Origin of the sequence: Curtobacterium sp. AB451, from assembly GCF_050585845.1 — a bacterium.
Classification (GTDB): Bacteria; Actinomycetota; Actinomycetes; order Actinomycetales; family Microbacteriaceae; genus Curtobacterium.
This window is the reverse complement of record NZ_JBOBQG010000002.1, coordinates 242,766-257,550: the sequence shown is the minus strand read 5'-3', so window position 1 is coordinate 257,550 and position 14,785 is coordinate 242,766. Positions and strand designations below refer to the sequence as shown.

At 72.6% G+C, this 14,785-nt stretch carries 19 protein-coding genes; 7 read left to right on the top strand and 12 right to left on the bottom strand.

The genetic code is table 11. The features are described 5' to 3' along the window. Positions 1 to 114 precede the first annotated feature (114 nt). Complete coding sequence (locus tag ACQXVK_RS05060; RefSeq protein WP_430852919.1) at positions 115 to 903, bottom strand: DeoR/GlpR family DNA-binding transcription regulator; 789 nt, start codon at positions 901 to 903, stop codon at positions 115 to 117. A gap of 132 nt (positions 904 to 1,035) precedes the next feature. Here ACQXVK_RS05060 and ACQXVK_RS05055 point away from each other — a divergent pair, with 132 nt between their 5' ends. From ACQXVK_RS05055 to ACQXVK_RS05035, 5 genes are read left to right on the top strand one after another with little or no spacing between them, the layout of a single operon-like run. Next, the gene (locus ACQXVK_RS05055) at positions 1,036 to 1,914 is read left to right on the top strand and encodes an SIS domain-containing protein (protein ID WP_430852918.1); all 879 of its coding nucleotides are present in this window, start codon (positions 1,036 to 1,038) and stop codon (positions 1,912 to 1,914) included. Continuing rightward, positions 1,914 to 2,819: an ROK family protein gene (locus tag ACQXVK_RS05050; protein ID WP_430852917.1), complete on the top strand. Its 906-nt coding sequence runs from the start codon at positions 1,914 to 1,916 to the stop codon at positions 2,817 to 2,819. Before ACQXVK_RS05055 ends, ACQXVK_RS05050 begins: the two co-directional genes overlap by 1 nt. Beyond that, positions 2,816 to 3,964 (top strand): N-acetylglucosamine-6-phosphate deacetylase, encoded by a 1,149-nt coding sequence (gene nagA, locus ACQXVK_RS05045; RefSeq protein WP_430852916.1) that lies wholly within the window; start codon positions 2,816 to 2,818, stop codon positions 3,962 to 3,964. The genes ACQXVK_RS05050 and nagA overlap by 4 nt, the downstream gene beginning before the upstream one ends. After that, a complete protein-coding gene (locus tag ACQXVK_RS05040) occupies positions 3,961 to 4,959 on the top strand; it encodes a 1-phosphofructokinase family hexose kinase (RefSeq protein WP_430852915.1) in 999 nt (332 codons plus the stop codon). Before nagA ends, ACQXVK_RS05040 begins: the two co-directional genes overlap by 4 nt. Further along, a complete protein-coding gene (locus ACQXVK_RS05035; protein WP_430852914.1) occupies positions 4,956 to 5,792 on the top strand; it encodes a class II fructose-bisphosphate aldolase in 837 nt (278 codons plus the stop codon). Before ACQXVK_RS05040 ends, ACQXVK_RS05035 begins: the two co-directional genes overlap by 4 nt. 18 nt (positions 5,793 to 5,810) lie before the next feature. On the opposite strand, the gene ACQXVK_RS05030 is transcribed toward ACQXVK_RS05035, so the two are convergent. Next, entirely contained in the window at positions 5,811 to 7,184 is a 1,374-nt protein-coding gene (locus ACQXVK_RS05030; RefSeq protein WP_430852913.1) for an L-serine ammonia-lyase, read from the bottom strand. Positions 7,185 to 7,218: 34 nt separating this feature from the next. Beyond that, positions 7,219 to 7,410, bottom strand: coding sequence for a PspC domain-containing protein (locus tag ACQXVK_RS05025; protein WP_022905505.1), 192 nt, complete (start codon positions 7,408 to 7,410; stop codon positions 7,219 to 7,221). A gap of 134 nt (positions 7,411 to 7,544) precedes the next feature. On the opposite strand from ACQXVK_RS05025, the gene ACQXVK_RS05020 reads away from it, so the two are divergent. After that, entirely contained in the window at positions 7,545 to 8,366 is an 822-nt protein-coding gene (locus ACQXVK_RS05020; protein ID WP_430852912.1) for a shikimate 5-dehydrogenase, read from the top strand. On the opposite strand, the gene trpS is transcribed toward ACQXVK_RS05020, so the two are convergent. After that, entirely contained in the window at positions 8,347 to 9,417 is a 1,071-nt protein-coding gene (gene trpS, locus ACQXVK_RS05015; RefSeq protein ID WP_430852911.1) for a tryptophan--tRNA ligase, read from the bottom strand. The genes ACQXVK_RS05020 and trpS overlap by 20 nt on opposite strands. A 236-nt stretch (positions 9,418 to 9,653) precedes the next feature. Between trpS and ACQXVK_RS05010 the strand changes: the two genes are divergently transcribed. Next, positions 9,654 to 10,016, top strand: coding sequence for a hypothetical protein (locus tag ACQXVK_RS05010; protein WP_022905508.1), 363 nt, complete (start codon positions 9,654 to 9,656; stop codon positions 10,014 to 10,016). A gap of 148 nt (positions 10,017 to 10,164) precedes the next feature. On the opposite strand, the gene ACQXVK_RS05005 is transcribed toward ACQXVK_RS05010, so the two are convergent. The 8 genes from ACQXVK_RS05005 to ACQXVK_RS04970 form a co-directional block, all read right to left on the bottom strand. Further along, a complete protein-coding gene (locus tag ACQXVK_RS05005) occupies positions 10,165 to 10,329 on the bottom strand; it encodes a hypothetical protein (RefSeq protein ID WP_156794816.1) in 165 nt (54 codons plus the stop codon). A gap of 30 nt (positions 10,330 to 10,359) precedes the next feature. Next, on the bottom strand, positions 10,360 to 10,518 hold the full coding sequence (locus tag ACQXVK_RS05000; RefSeq protein ID WP_156794815.1) for a hypothetical protein: 159 nt from the start codon (positions 10,516 to 10,518) through the stop codon (positions 10,360 to 10,362). Between the two features lie 71 nt (positions 10,519 to 10,589). Next, positions 10,590 to 10,757 (bottom strand): hypothetical protein, encoded by a 168-nt coding sequence (locus ACQXVK_RS04995; RefSeq protein ID WP_022905510.1) that lies wholly within the window; start codon positions 10,755 to 10,757, stop codon positions 10,590 to 10,592. Beyond that, positions 10,754 to 11,356, bottom strand: a complete 603-nt coding sequence (locus ACQXVK_RS04990; RefSeq protein ID WP_430852910.1) for a hypothetical protein — start codon at positions 11,354 to 11,356, stop codon at positions 10,754 to 10,756. Before ACQXVK_RS04990 ends, ACQXVK_RS04995 begins: the two co-directional genes overlap by 4 nt. Further along, a complete protein-coding gene (locus ACQXVK_RS04985; protein ID WP_430852909.1) occupies positions 11,353 to 13,161 on the bottom strand; it encodes an alpha/beta fold hydrolase in 1,809 nt (602 codons plus the stop codon). Before ACQXVK_RS04985 ends, ACQXVK_RS04990 begins: the two co-directional genes overlap by 4 nt. Beyond that, a complete protein-coding gene (locus tag ACQXVK_RS04980) occupies positions 13,158 to 13,889 on the bottom strand; it encodes a class I SAM-dependent methyltransferase (protein ID WP_430852908.1) in 732 nt (243 codons plus the stop codon). Before ACQXVK_RS04980 ends, ACQXVK_RS04985 begins: the two co-directional genes overlap by 4 nt. A 248-nt stretch (positions 13,890 to 14,137) precedes the next feature. Next, on the bottom strand, positions 14,138 to 14,293 hold the full coding sequence (locus tag ACQXVK_RS04975) for a hypothetical protein (protein ID WP_022905515.1): 156 nt from the start codon (positions 14,291 to 14,293) through the stop codon (positions 14,138 to 14,140). 48 nt (positions 14,294 to 14,341) lie between these two features. Beyond that, positions 14,342 to 14,785, bottom strand: a complete 444-nt coding sequence (locus ACQXVK_RS04970) for an SRPBCC family protein (protein ID WP_430852907.1) — start codon at positions 14,783 to 14,785, stop codon at positions 14,342 to 14,344.

The window sequence follows — 14,785 nt, the reverse complement described above, 5'->3', positions numbered from 1 at the left end:
TGAATGCACAATAGGCGCTCAATGAACGCTCATGGGGAGGGTGTGGATGGTTTTACACGATCGAAACGTCGTGCACAGACGTGCGTCGGGGAGTCCCCCGGAGGACTCGTCCGCTCAGTCGGCGACGACGAGCTCCACACCGGCACCGGCGAGCTCCGCGGCGAACGCCGACGGGACGGGCTGGTCGGTGACGAGTGCGTCGATCCGGTCGAGCGGACAGATCCGCGCGAAGGTCGCCCGTTCGATCTTGGTCGAGTCGGCGACCACGATCACCCGGCGCCCGACGGACGCGAAGTGCCGGCTGACCTCCGCCTCGCCCTCGTGCATGGTCGTGGCGCCGTACTGGCCGCTCAGCCCGTCGACACCGAGCACGACCACGTCGAGCGCGAACTCGTCCAGGGTGTCGCGGACGAGCGGCCCGACGAGCTCGTAGGACTGCCGCCGCGCGACGCCGCCCGTGACCACGATCTTGACGTTGGCGCGGACCGACAGCTCGTAACCGATGTTCAACGCGTTGGTGACGATCGTCACCCCGTACTCGCCGTCCGCCCGGGTGAAGCGCTCGCTCTTGCCGAGCTCACGGGCGACCTCGGTCGTCGTGGTCCCGCCGTTCAACCCGACGGTGTCGCCGGGCTGCACCAGCCGCGAGGCGGCGCGGGCGATCGCGGTCTTCGCCTCGGCCTGCCGGGCGATCTTGTACTGCAGTGGCAGTTCGTAGCCGGCCCCGAGCGCCGCGGCACCGCCGTGGGTGCGCGTGACCAGGCGCTGGTCCGCCAGCGTCGCGAGGTCGCGGCGGGCGGTCGCGGGCGAGATCCCGAGCAGCTCCCCGATCTCGGCGATCGACACGTTGCCGCGTTCGCTCACCAGTTCGAGCAGGGCGTTGAGCCGCTGTTGAGGGGTCATGACGGCCATCTTATGGCGTCACCGTGCGCACTTGCTGATCGATAATGACGTTTTTCTCTTCCATCGCGCACGATCGATCGCTACGCTTCCTCATCATCGATCACCCCGATCGAACCGGACCGGAAGGCACCCATGACCGACACCTTCGTGAGCGCAGAACTGACGTCGCAGCCGGAGACGTGGCGCGCTGCCGCCGCGCTCCTCTCGTCGTTCGAGGCGTCGCTCCCCCAGCCCGGAGAACGCGTGGCCGTGGTCGGCTGCGGGACGAGCTGGTTCATCGCCATGAGCTACGCCGTCGCCCGTGAGCGGGCGGGCCTGGGCGTGACGGACGCCTTCGCCGGCTCGGAGTACCCGATCGGGCGCGACTACGACCGGGTGGTGACGATCAGCCGGTCCGGCACCACCACCGAGATCGTGGACCTGTTGCGGGCCCTGCGCGGTCGGCGCACCGTGCTCGTCACCGCGGTCCCGGACAGCCCGGCCGCCGCCGTCGCCGACGTCGTCGTGGCGCTGCCCTTCGCCGACGAGCGCTCGGTCGTGCAGACGCGTTTCGCGACGACCACGCTCGCGCTCCTGCGTGCGTCGATCGGTGACGACGTGGACGCCCTCGCAGCACAGGCCGAGACCGCCCTCGGCCTCCCGATCGACGACCTCCTCGACGCCGAGCAGGTCACCTTCGTGGGCCGCGGTCCTGCGGTCGGCCTCACGTTCGAGGCCGCCCTCAAGACGCGCGAGGCAGCGCAGTTCTGGGCGGAGTCCTACCCCGCCATGGACTACCGGCACGGTCCGATCGCGATCGCCCAGCCCGGCCGCCTCGTCTGGTCGCTCGGAACCGCGCCGGAGGGGCTCGCGGACGAGGTCGCTGCGACCGGTGCGCGCTTCGTCCAGCACGACCTCGACCCGATCGCCGGGCTCGTCGTGGTGCACCGGTTCGCGGTCGCCCTCGCCGAGGGACGCGGCCTCGACCCGGACAACCCCCGCTCGCTCACCCGTTCGGTCATCCTCACCTGATGCGCGGCGCAGGCGCGGTGCTCGGAGTCGACGTCGGCGGCACGGGCATCAAGGCCCGACTGACCGGCGCCGACGGACTCGTCCTCGACGAGACCCGCGTCCCGACGCCGCGCGGCGACACCGACGCGACGATGCTCGCCACCGTCGTGGCGGAGCTCGCCGAACGGGCGCTGCGCCGTGGCGACCTCGATGCGGTGGGCCTCGTGACGCCGGGTGTCGTGGACGACCGGGCCGGCACCGTCGTCCTCGCGGTGAACCTCGGGTGGCGGGACGTCCCGGTGCGGGACCGGGTCCGGGCCGAGTTCGCCGCCCGGGGGATCGAGGTCCCGCTGGCCTTCGGACACGACGTGCGTGCCGGCGCCCTGGCGGAGACCTCCGGCGCAGCACCGGCGCTCACGCGTGGTTCCGTCGCCTTCGTCCCGGTCGGCACCGGACTCGCGAGTGCCCTCGTCGTCGACGGCGTGGTCGTCGCGGGCGGCGGTTGGGCGGGGGAGATCGGACAGGTCCGGATCCCCGCCGGGCCGCACGCGGGGCGCCGCGTCGAGGAGATCGCGTCCGCAGGGGGAGTCGCCCGTCGGTCGGGCTCCACCTCGGCACACGAGGCGACGCTCCGCGTCCGCGCCGGGGACCCGGTGGCCGCCACGGTCTGGCACGAGTGCATCGACGTGCTCGCGGACGCCCTGGCGTGGACCACGACCGTCGCCGGCTGCCACACGATCATCGTGGGCGGGGGACTGGCCGAGTCCGGCACGCTGCTGTTCGATCCGCTCCGGACGGCCCTCGTCGAACGGCTCCCGGGGTTGCGCGTCCCGGTCCTCGCCCCGGCACGGCACGGCGATGCCGCCGGTGCCATCGGTGCGGGGCTGTTGGCGCGCACGGCGCTCGACGCCGAGGTGCACGCATGAGCACCCTGGTGCGTGCGCGGCGGATCCTGACCGCGACGCACGACCTCCACGACGGGTGGCTGGCAGTCAACGACGCCGGCACGGTCCTCGACAGCGGATCGGGGACGCCCCCGCGGACCGACACCGCGGTGACGATCCAGGGAACGCTGCTGCCGGGGGTGGTCGACCTGCACGCCCACGGGGCGCTCGGGCACGACTTCGCCACGGCCACGACGGACGGTGCCGCGCTCGCTGCGGGCCACCACCGCGCTCACGGGACGACGTCGCTCATCGCCTCCGTCGCGACCGGTCCGGTCGCCGAGACGATCGCAGCACTCGGACGCCTCCGCGTCCTCGTCGCCGAGGGCGCGCTCGCCGGGCTCCACCTCGAGGGGCCGTGGCTGTCTCCGGCGCGCCGCGGTGCCCACCGGTCGGACCTCCTGCACGCACCGGACCCGGCGGAGCTCGACGACTTCCTCACAGCGGCGGACGGCGCGCTCCGGATCGTCACGCTCGCACCGGAACTCCCCGGAGCGATCGACGCCGTGGGCCGCCTCGTCGACGCCGGTGTCGTCATCGCGATCGGTCACACCGATGCCTCCGCCGACGAGACGTGCGCAGCGATCGACGCCGGTGCCACCCTCGTCACACACCTCTTCAACGGCATGCCCCCTCTGCACCACCGCCGGCCGGGCCCGGTCGGCGTCGCCCTGACCGACGACCGCGTCCTGGTCGAGTGCATCGTCGACGGGCACCACCTCGATCCCGCGACGGTCGAACTCGTGCAGCGAGCCGCGCCGGACCGCCTCGTGCTCGTCTCGGACGCGATGGCCGCCACCGGCTGCGGCGACGGCGAGCACACGATCGCGGGTTCGGCGGTCTCGGTCCGTGGCGGCGTCGCGATGCTCGCCGACGGGTCGTCCCTCGCCGGCAGCACCATCACCGTGCAGGACGCCGCCCGACGGCTCCTGGACGGTGGAACCCCGCTGCCCGAGGTCGTCGCGGCGACCTCGGCGCGACCGGCACGCCTGCTCGGCCTCCCGGCGCCGCTCACGGTCGGCGCTCCCGCCGACGTGCTCGTGATCGACGAGGGCCCCAGCAGTGCCGCGCAGTCGGAGCCCTGGCGTGTCCTCGACCTGCAGACGACCGCGGCGGTGCTCCGGTGATCCTCATCGTGACGCCCAACCCGGCGGTGGACGTGACCTACCGTGTCGCCCGTCAGCACGTCGGGACGACCCAGCGCGTCCTGGACGTCGCCCGTCGTCCGGGTGGCAAGGGCCTCAACGTCGGGCGGGTGCTCGACACGGTCGGGATCCCGTCCCGCGCCGTCCTGCCGCTCGGTGCGGCTGCCGGTCGGTGGATCGCCGACGGCCTCGACGCCCTCGGTCTCGCGCACGTCGACGTCGCGGTGACGGGGGAGACCCGCACCACGGTCACCGTCGTCGACGACGTCGAGCACCCGACGATGTTCGGCGAGCCCGGACCCGAGGTGACCACCGACGAGTGGGTCGCCGTCACGGACGTGATCGGTCAGCAGCTCGACGGCGACGTCGAGTTCCTCGTCGTCTCGGGGTCCCTGCCGCACCGCGCCGATCCGGGCGTCGTCGCGGACTGGGTGGGCGCCGCTCGGATGCGCGGGGTGCCGAGCCTCGTCGACTGTCCGGGCGGTGCGCTCCTCGCGGCCGCCGACGCCGGGGCGACGATCTGCAAGCCCAACCGCGACGAACTCCTCGAGGCGACCGGCGCCGACGACGAGCGGAGCGGCGCCCTGCAACTGCTCGACCGTGGCGCGGGCGCCGTCGTGGTGTCCCGTGGCGCGGACGGTCTGGCGGCACACATGCGCACCGGCGTCACCGAGGTGCGCGCCGTCCCGGGAGTCTCCGGCAACCCCACGGGTGCCGGCGACGCGGCCACCGCCGGGCTCCTCGCCGCGCTGTTGCGCGGCTCGTCCGACGGCCCGACGAGTCCGACCGCGACCGCGCCGTCCACGCCCCGCGTCGACCACACCGCGCTCCGATCCGCTGCCGCGTTCGGTGCCGCCGCCGTCCTCCGGCCAGTCGCCGGCGAGGTCGACGTCGACGCCGTCCGCCGGTTCCTCGCGGACGACGACGGTGCCCGGTCCGGCACACGACCCTCCGACCCGACCTGGAGCCTCGCATGATCACCGACCTCGCCCTCACCGGACTGCTCGATGCCGCACGGACCGCACGCCGCGGCGTCGGGGCGTTCAACGTGGTGCTGCTGGAACACGCCGAAGCGATCGTCGCCGGCGCCGAGCGAGCGGGGCTCCCCGTGGTCCTGCAGATCAGCGAGAACTGCGTCCGCTACCACGGCGGCCTCGCCCCGATCACGACGGCGACCGCGGCGATCGCTCGGTCGGCGGAGGTCGAGGTCCTCGTGCACCTCGACCACATCGAGGACCCCGAGCTCGTGCTCGCCGGCATCGACCTCGGGGTGGACTCGATCATGTACGACGGATCGCACCTCGACTTCGCCGCGAACGTGGAGGCCACCCGCCGACTGGCAGTCCGGTGCCACGACGCCGGGGTCGCGATCGAGGCCGAGCTCGGTGAGGTGGGCGGCAAGGACGGCGTGCACGCTCCCGGTGTGCGCACGGATCCGCACGACGCCGCTGCCTTCGTCGCCGACACCCGTGTGGATGCACTGGCGGTCGCCGTCGGGACGTCCCACGCGATGCAGACGCGCGAGGCGTCGGTCGACCGGACACTCGTCGAGCAGCTCCGCGCCACGGTGCCGGTCCCGCTCGTCCTGCACGGGTCCTCGGGGCTGTCGGACGACGAGCTGCGGGCAGCCGTCCGGGCGGGCATGACGAAGATCAACATCTCCACGCACCTGAACGGCCTCTTCACCCGAGCCCTGCGAGCGGTGCTCGACGACGGTCCGGACGTGGTCGATCCCCGCAAGTACGTCTCCGCGGGGCGCGACGCCATCGCCACCGAGACCGCCCGGCTGCTGACGCTGCTGCACGGCTGACCCGCCCGAGGGCGGAGCTCAGCAGAGCGGGACGTTCACCGCGAGCCCGCCCATCGCGGTCTCCTTGTACTTCGTGGACATGTCGGCCCCGGTCTGGCGCATCGTCTCGACGACCTGGTCGAGCGACACGTGGTGCACGCCGTCGCCCCGGAGCGCCATCCGCGCCGCGTTGATCGCCTTGTTCGCCGCGATCGCGTTCCGCTCGATGCACGGGATCTGCACGAGTCCGCCGATCGGGTCGCAGGTGAGCCCGAGGTTGTGCTCCATGGCGATCTCGGCGGCGTTCTCGACCTGCTCGGGCGTTCCTCCGAGCACTTCGGCGAGCCCTGCGGCGGCCATCGACGCCGCCGATCCGACCTCGCCCTGGCAGCCGACCTCGGCGCCGGAGATCGAGGCGCGTTCCTTGTAGATCGAGCCGACGGCGCCGGCCGTCAGCAGGAAGCGCACGACGGTGTCGTCGCGGTTCTCCGCGGTGACCGTCGGGACGTAGGTGAGGGCGTAGTACAGGACGGCGGGGATGATGCCGGCAGCCCCGTTCGTCGGGGCCGTGACGACCCGGCCGCCCGTGGCGTTCTCCTCGTTGACGGCCATCGCCATGAGGTTCACCCACTCCATCGCGAAGAGCGGGTCGTGCTCGGGGTCGTCGGCGGTGAGCTGCTCGAACCAGTTCGCGGCGCGGCGGCGCACGGTGAGCCCGCCAGGGAGCGTCCCGGAGCGCGCGACGGACCGCTCGACGCAGGACTCCATGACGTCGTGGATGCGCAGGAGGCCGGCCCGGACGTCCTCGGTGCTGCGTGTGGCGCTCTCGTTGGCGAGCGCGATCCCACTGACCGGCAACCCGTTCGCCGCGCACGCCGCGAGGAGCTCGGCGCCGCTCGAGAACGGGAACGGCACGGCGTCGTCGACGGGGATGGCGGCCTCGGCGACGTCCCCCTCGGAGTCGTTCGTGATGAAGCCGCCACCGATCGAGTAGTAGGTCTCCTCGGCGAGCACCGCGCCCGAGGCGTCGGTGGCACGGAGGCGCATCGCGTTCGGGTGGCGGGGCAGCATCGTCAGGGGGTGCAGGACGATGTCCGTCAGCCGGAACGGGACGGTCGCGCCGCCGGCGAGCCGGAGCCGACCGGTGTCCTCGAGCTCGGCGAGCGACGCGCCCATGGCGTCGGGATCGACGGTCTCGGGGTCGGAGCCCATCAGACCGGCGACGACCGCGCCGAGCGTCCCGTGGCCCTGGCCCGTCGACGCCAGCGAGCCGTACAGGTCGACGGCGACCGACGCGACCGGGGTTCCGGCCAGGCGGGACGCGAAGGCGCGCCCGGCCCGCATCGGCCCGACGGTGTGGGAACTCGACGGACCGATCCCGATGCTGAACAGGTCGAAGACGGAGACCGGCATCCCGCCACACTAACCCGTCCGGACGGGTGGGCGATCAGCGACGCGAGCCCTGGTTCGGCATGAGGATCCAGAGGACGACGTAGGCGATCCAGAGCGGCCCGGGGAAGAAACTCAGGATCACCCAGGCGACGCGGACGAGGGTGCGGGACCAGCCGAAGCGGTCGGCGATGCCGGCGCAGACCCCGGCGAGGAGACGGCCCGTGCGAGGGCGGATGAGTGTGGTCATGGTCTCGACGCTACGGAGGTTCCGCCCGGCATCGCACCCGGGGGACACCCCGATCCGAGGTGGGGACAACCCCACCCCTGCACCGCACCCGGTGGTGGACCGCTCCATCCCCGTGGACATGGGAGACTGACGGCATGCCCATCCTCAACAGGGACATGCAGGTCTGCATCTCGCTCGCCGCGCAACCGAGCAACATCGGCACCCGGTTCCACAACTTCCTCTACGACGAACTCGGGCTCGAGTTCGTCTACAAGGCGTTCACCACGACCGACCTGCCGGGCGCCGTCACGGGCATCCGGGCGCTCGGGATCCGCGGCTGCTCGGTGTCGATGCCCTTCAAGGAGGCGATCATCCCCCTCGTCGACGTCGTCGAGGAGTCCGCGGCCGCCATCGAGTCGATCAACACCGTGGTGAACGACGACGGTGTGCTCACCGCGTCCAACACCGACTACGAGGCGGTGGCGTCACTGCTCGCCTCGCACGCGGTCGACCCCGGCCGGAGCGTGCTCCTGCGTGGCTCGGGCGGGATGGCCAAGGCGGTCACCGCGGCGTTCCGCGGCGCGGGCTTCGACCGCCTCACCGTGCTCGCCCGCAACGAGCAGGCCGGGCCCGCCCTCGCCGCGCAGTACGGCTACGAGTGGGTCGCCGACGAGCGGGACGCGCCGGATGCCGACGTGCTCGTGAACGTCACACCCCTCGGGATGCGTGGCGACCAGCAGGACACGCTCGCCTTCGACCAGGACCGGATCGACGCCGCGACGACCGTGTTCGACGTGGTCGCGTTCCCGTCCGAGACCCCGCTCGTCCGCGCCGGGCGCGCTGCCGACAAGCAGGTCGTCACCGGCGCCGAGGTGATCGCGCTGCAGGCCGCACGGCAGTTCGAGCGGTACACCGGCGTCGCGCTGACCGACGACCAGGTCCGGCGAGCGAGCGAGTTCAGTCGCCGCGAGGCGTGATCGGCTGGTCGGTGTACCGCATGCCCATGCGGGAGCGGACCTCGTCGAGGGTCACCTCGGCGATCTCGTTCGCCCGACGGTTGCCGGCGGTCAGCACCTCGGCGACGATCGACGGGTCGCGTGCGAGTTCGGCGCGACGGCGTCGGTGCGCGGCGAAGCGCTCGTTGACCGCCTCGACCGCGACACGCTTCACCGCCGCCGCGCCCGCTGAGCCGATCTCGTCCGCCAGTTCCTCCGGGCTCGTGCCCGTGCAGAGCGCCGCCGTCGTGAGGAGCGCTGCGATCCCCGGACGGCGCTCCGGATCGAAGGTGATGTGCCGGTCGCTGTCCGTCCGTGCCCGTCGCACCACCGCCGCCGTCTCGTCCTCGGTCATGCCGAGCGCGATGGCGTTGCCGTAGCTCTTGCTCATCTTCCGCCCGTCGACCCCCGGCACCTCCGGGGACGTCGTGACGAGGGGCTCCGGCTCCGGGAACACCTCGCCGAACCGGTCGTTGAACCGCCGCGCGATCGTCCTGGTCATCTCGACGTGCGGCAGGTTGTCCTTGCCCACCGGGACGAGGTTGCCCTTGCAGAACAGGATGTCGGCGGCCTGGTGGACCGGGTAGGTGAGCATCAGCCCGCTGAGCGTGCGACCGGAGGCCTGGAGCTCGGCCTTCACGGTCGGGTTGCGGTGCAGCTCCGCCTCCGTGACGAGGCTCAGGAACGGCAGCAGCAACTGGTTGAGCGCCGGCACCGAGGAGTGCGTGAAGATCGTCGTCGCAGCCGGGTCGAGTCCGGCCGCGAGGTAGTCGAGCACCGCCTCGTGCACGTTCGAGGCGACGTCGCCGGCGGTGTCCCGGTCGGTGATGACCTGGTAGTCGGCGAGCACGAGGAAGGTCTCGACGCCGCGCCCCTGCAGCGCGACCCGTTCGGCGATCGTGCCGAAGTAGTGCCCGAGGTGCAGGCGACCGGTCGGCCGTTCGCCGGTCAGGACGCGGAACCGACCGGGTCGGGCGCGGATCCGCGCGTCGAGGTCGTGCATGCGGTGCTGTGTGGCGGTGAAGGTGTCCACTGGAGTTGCCCTCTCGAGAGAAAGGGCTGCACGACGGTCCTGCGGGTCTGCGAGCTGCCGTGCAGCCCGCGACCATGCGTCAGGAGGCTGCTACCGCAGCCACCACGAAGAACGACGTGTACGCATGCAGCGGATCGTAGCGCGGTCACATCCGGAGTGACACCCCTCGGCGCCGACCACCGTCCAGCGCCCGGCACGACCCCGCCACGGGTGCCGGGGTCGCCTACGCTGGTCGGATGCTCTCCCGACGTGACGCCGCCGTCCGGCTCGACATCCCCCTCGAGATGGCGACCCGACACGGGATCCCCGCACGCCTCAGCGAGGCCGAGCTCACCGCGATCGAGCAGGACCCGCCCGCCTGGCTCGTGCAGTCCCGGGCGAACCGCACCGGCACGAAGAAGGTCTGGACGCGGCTCGAGTGCGTCGTGTGCGGCTACTCCGAGGAGGCCCGTCCGAAGAAGTGGTGGCCCGACTGGGACCACCTGATGTGCGACTACCACGAGCCCTACCAGGCGCCGGACCCCGCCTCGGGCGCCACTCGGCACGAGGTCGAAGGCATCGGCAGCCGCTTCGTCGCGCTCGTCGACACCCGGCCGTAGCGCGGAGCACACCCGAACCCCGCACCGAGCTGCACCCGCGCCGCGCCCTGATCGTGCACCGTCCACGACGGAAGGCACGGTACCCACCGGCACCGCGCCTCCCGTCCTGCCCGCACACGGCGCCCACCGGCGCCGTCACGCGGCTGGGTCAGTCGACGGCGTCCCCGATGGCGGCACCGACCCCGGCCGCCGCCACGACGGCGCCGGCCCAGGCCACCGCTGCCGGGGTGGCCGCGACGGGACGGAGGCCACGGAACGTGGTCGCCTCGTCACTGTCGAACGGGACGGCGTCGAGCTGTCGTGTCTGCTGCATGCGCTGCTTCCTTCCTCGATGTCCTGGTGATCAGTTCCCGACGGCCTCTTCGACCGCGTACGCGGCGACCGCACCCGTGAAGACCGAGGTGGCGGCGAGCGCTGCGAGCGGGGTCGCGGCGAGGGGCTGCTCCGGTGCGAACCGCTGCCCGCGGTCGCTGTCGAACGCGATGTCGGCGATGGTGGTCATGCTGGATTCCTTCCGTTCTGCGATGGTGATGGTCGGGCGCTGGGCCCGGTTCCCGGCCCGGGGGGCCGAGGTCACTCTCGTCGTGCCGAGACGACGAAGACTGCGGCTGCGATGCCGAGCACGACCAGGACCGACAGCCACGCGAAGCCGGGCAGGTCGAACAGGAGTATCGCCACCGCGATGGCGATGAGCACGACGGGTGCTGCGAACCACAGCGCGGTCCGTGTGTTGGCGTTCATCTGGTCTCCTCCTTCGGTCGTGCGGACGCTGCGGAGGCGGCGTCCGGCTGCCGACGGGGGCCGTCCCCGTCGTGCATGGGTTCCCGTCGGGATGCGAAGAGCTCCTCGACGGGCACGGTGTCGTCGTGGCCGCCCGTGCGGACGATCGCGAACTGGACGGCATCGGCGCGGCCACCGGTCCGCGCGGCGACGACGCGGCGGACGAAGGCGAGCAGCGCGCGGTAGTCGGCGCCCGTCTCGTACCCGTCCGGCAGCTGTTCCGCTGCCACCAAGAACCGTCCGACCACGTCGAACAGGCCCTTGTCGACCCGCCGGTCCGGGAACCACAGCATGTGCCGGAGCCGGCGTGCTGCGACGTCCTTGGTCCGCGTCCACTCGCTGACCACGTCGTCCTGCCGGTACCGGTACAGCAGCTCGAAGTCCATCGAGGCGGGGATCGGTGCGAAGAAGCGCCAGTTCGGGATGAGCAGCGCGGCGGTGTCGACCTGCCGGACCCGGTCGAACCGACGGTTCGGGTGCTGGCCGATGACCGTCGCGATGATCCAGAGCGCGAGGCCGATCGCGAGGGGCAGTGCCGGACCGTCTCCACGGCGGCTCATCGGTCCACCCCGATCGCCTCGCGGACGAGTGCACCGACCCGTCGGACCGGTGCGGGGTGGACGAGCAGGCCGTCGTGGGTGGACCGCACGACCTCGCGGCGGCCGTCGTGCTCGTGCGCGACGCGTTCGTGCGCGGCGCTCACCGCCGGTTGGAGTTCGTCGCTCGTGCTCGCCGTGACGACGAGCACGTCGGCACCCTCGGGGATGCGGCGTCCGGGTCGGTCGGCGACGAGGTCCGGCTCCGCCGCCTGCCACTCCGCACGGCCGGTGCGCCAGAGGCGGGCGTTCCGGTACACGGGGCTCAGGTCGTCGGTCCGCCCCTGGCGTGCGGGGATCGCCCAGGTCGTGGCGTCGAGCAGCCATCCCCAGCCGGTCCGGAGGGACCACTCCATCAGCGGGAAGCCGTCCGTGAGTGACCGGACGGCGGTCAGGACGTCCTCGTCGGGTCGGTCCACGAAACCGGTGGTCGGGTCGAGGAGGACCACCCCGGCGACGTCGCGCCCGAGCTCGGCCGCGTGGCGTCGGAGCAGGTGCCCGCCGAACGAGTGCCCGACGAGCCAGAGTGGTCCGTCCCCGGCGTGGCGGCCGACGAGGAAGCGGAGGTCCTCCGCGTAGGTGGCGAGCGTCGCGCCTGGTGCCGTGCTCGCCCCGGTCCCGGGACGGTCGTACGTCAGCGTGGCGACGTCGCCGCCGAGCTCCGCGATGATCGGGTCCCAGTACTCCTGGACCGCGACGAGCGAGTTCTCGAACACCACCAGGGGTGCCCCCGGCCCCGAGGTTGCCGGCCGGTACCGCACGGCCAGGCGCGATCCGGCGGGCGTCTCGACCACGGTCTGCCCGGCGCGGGGACGTCGACTGCGCCGGGCGTCCACGACCTGCCGGACCACAGCCTGCGTCCCGACCGCGGCCCCGATCACGCCGAGGACCCACGGGAACCCGTCGTGACGACGCGGTACGACCGATCGGCGGTCTGCGGTGACGTAGAGCACCGCGGGCTGCAGTGCGAGGAACGCTGGGAGGAACCGACCGAGTCCCATGGTCGCGGCGATGGTGAGGTGCATCCCGGCGATCGCGCCGAGGTACGCCACGCGCATCCGCGGGCCGAGCACGAACACGATCGGGAACGCGCACTCGAGGACGAGCGTGGCGACCTCGCCCACCCGGGCCAGTGCCGGCCGGTCGCGCAGGACCCGCCACACCCACTCCGAACCGTAGGTCCGCGTGCGCATCACCCCGAGCAGCGCCGAGCCGTTCCGCCAGGGCTCACCCATCAGCTTCACCCACCCCGAGACGAGGTACGACAGCGTCGCCTGGCTCGCGACCGCCCACAGCGCGGTGTCCACCGTCGCGGGTCGTCGGGAGGCCCGGGCAACACCCGACAGCGCCTGCGTGAAGAACGCCGCCTGGTCGCTGCCGTCGCCGCCGTTGTGGTGCAGTGGCCCGAGTGCGTAGCCGGTGAGCACCGTGACGGCGGACGCCGCGGCGCGGACGCGTCGGTCGCGGACCGGGGACAGGTGGACGAGGGCGGCGGCCACCCGGAGCCCGTGCATCGCGGTCACCACCCGGGGCCGGTAGACGCGGTCGAGCACGCGGCGCAGTCGCTCGTTGCGGACGAGCGCGGAGCCCCGCAGCAGGGTCCAGTCGTTCAGGCCGCCCGTCCGGCGGTTGTCCGCGTTCGCGAGGTGCTCGAGACTCCCCATCAGCACCACGAGCGCGGAGGCCCGCTCGGTCGCGGCGAGCACGTTCCCGCGGTCGGCCGACCGGTCGACGACACCGCGGACGACCCGGTCCACGAACCCGATCACGACGCCACCTCGAACTCCACCGTGTACGTGGGGGACTCCGGTGTCACCGGACCGCCGTCCCGGTCGCCCGTCACGGAGCGCACCGCGAGCCCGAGCTCCGTACCGAGGCCGGTCAGGACCTCGACCGGTGTGAGGAGGCTCACCTCGTTCCCGATGGTCGTCCGTCCGCGGTCGTGCCACAGGTGACTGACCTGCCAGAGTCCGGTCGGCTCGTCCAGGGTCGCGTAGGTCTGCAGACCACGGCCGACGCCAGGGTACGGGACGAACCAGGTCTCACGACGACGTCCGCCGTGCAGGCCGAGCACCGCGTCCGGGTTGTGCGTCTCGACGACCAAGCGGCCACCGTCGGCGAGGTGGTCCCGCGCGGTGGCGAGCGTCTCGCGCTGGTGCTCGCGGGTCAGCAGCATCGAGATGGACGCGCAGACGCAGAAGACCAGGTCGAACCGCTGTCCGAGGCGGAGGTCGGTCATCGAGCCCTGCACCAGGTCGAGGTCGACGCCGGCCTCGTCGGCGCCGTCGCGGCACCGGTCGAGCATCTCGGCGGACAGGTCGACGCCGGTGACGCTGATGCCCCGCTGCGCGAGCGGGATCGCCACGCGACCGGTCCCCACGCCGAGCTCGAGCGCCGTCGCCGGTGCGCTGGAAGCGAGCACCTCGACGAGGCCCGGGTCCGGCGGGAAGACGTCGTCGTAGATCTCCGCGAACTGCTGCCCGTACGTGTGCTGCACGACCCGACCCCCCTCGGCGTCGGGCTCCCTCGGCCCGACACCGAGGGACGCTAGGCCTGTACGTCCGCTCAGTCACACGAGTCCCGACGATCGCTCAGGCTGCTCGGAGGCGTTCGCCAGGTCCGGTAGGCATCCCCCCTCGGCGCGTGCGCCGCGTCGAACCGCACCAGCTCGGGGAAGCAGGCGGGTGGGCACCGGATCGGGTTGGTCGGGCACGCGGCGGACCCGCGCGTACCCCGGCCCCGCGGTCAGTCGGCGGCTGTCGCCGCGAGGTCGCTGTAGGTGGCCGCGTACCAGCCGACGGTCGAGTCCCCGGACGTCGGACCGATGGTGACGTACTCGCTCCGGGTGCGCAGGTACAGGTCCTCGTCGTGTCCGCACCGGATCTCGCCCGAGGCGACCACAGGACGGACGGGAGGCGCGGTGCGGGCCCGACCCGCGCCTCCAGGCCCTCAGGCGGTCGCGGCGCGACCCGCGGCCACCCAGCCGAGCCGTCGCAACGTCTCGCGGTTCCGGATCCAGATCATCGGCTGCACCAGGAGGTCCGGCGCCCAGGCACCCGGCCCCGCCACGGCGTCCTCGACGATGGTGACCTTGCAGCCCCGTCGGTGCTCCTCGACGACGAGCTCGACCCGGGCCTCGCCGAGGGGCCACCCCTTCGGCTGGATCACCATGCGGTGCGGAGCGTCCCACTCGAGGACCGTCGTCACGTCGTCGATCACGAGCGGCCAGATGCCGAACGAGTGGTGCAGGCGGGTGCCGACCGCGGGCCACCCCTCGTCCTGACCGCGCATGCGTGAGGCGCCGACGACCCAGGTGGTGAAGAGCCAGCCGTCCGCGAACACGTCGAAGACGTCCTCCGAGCGGCAGTGCAGGATGCGGACGTTCTTCGCCAT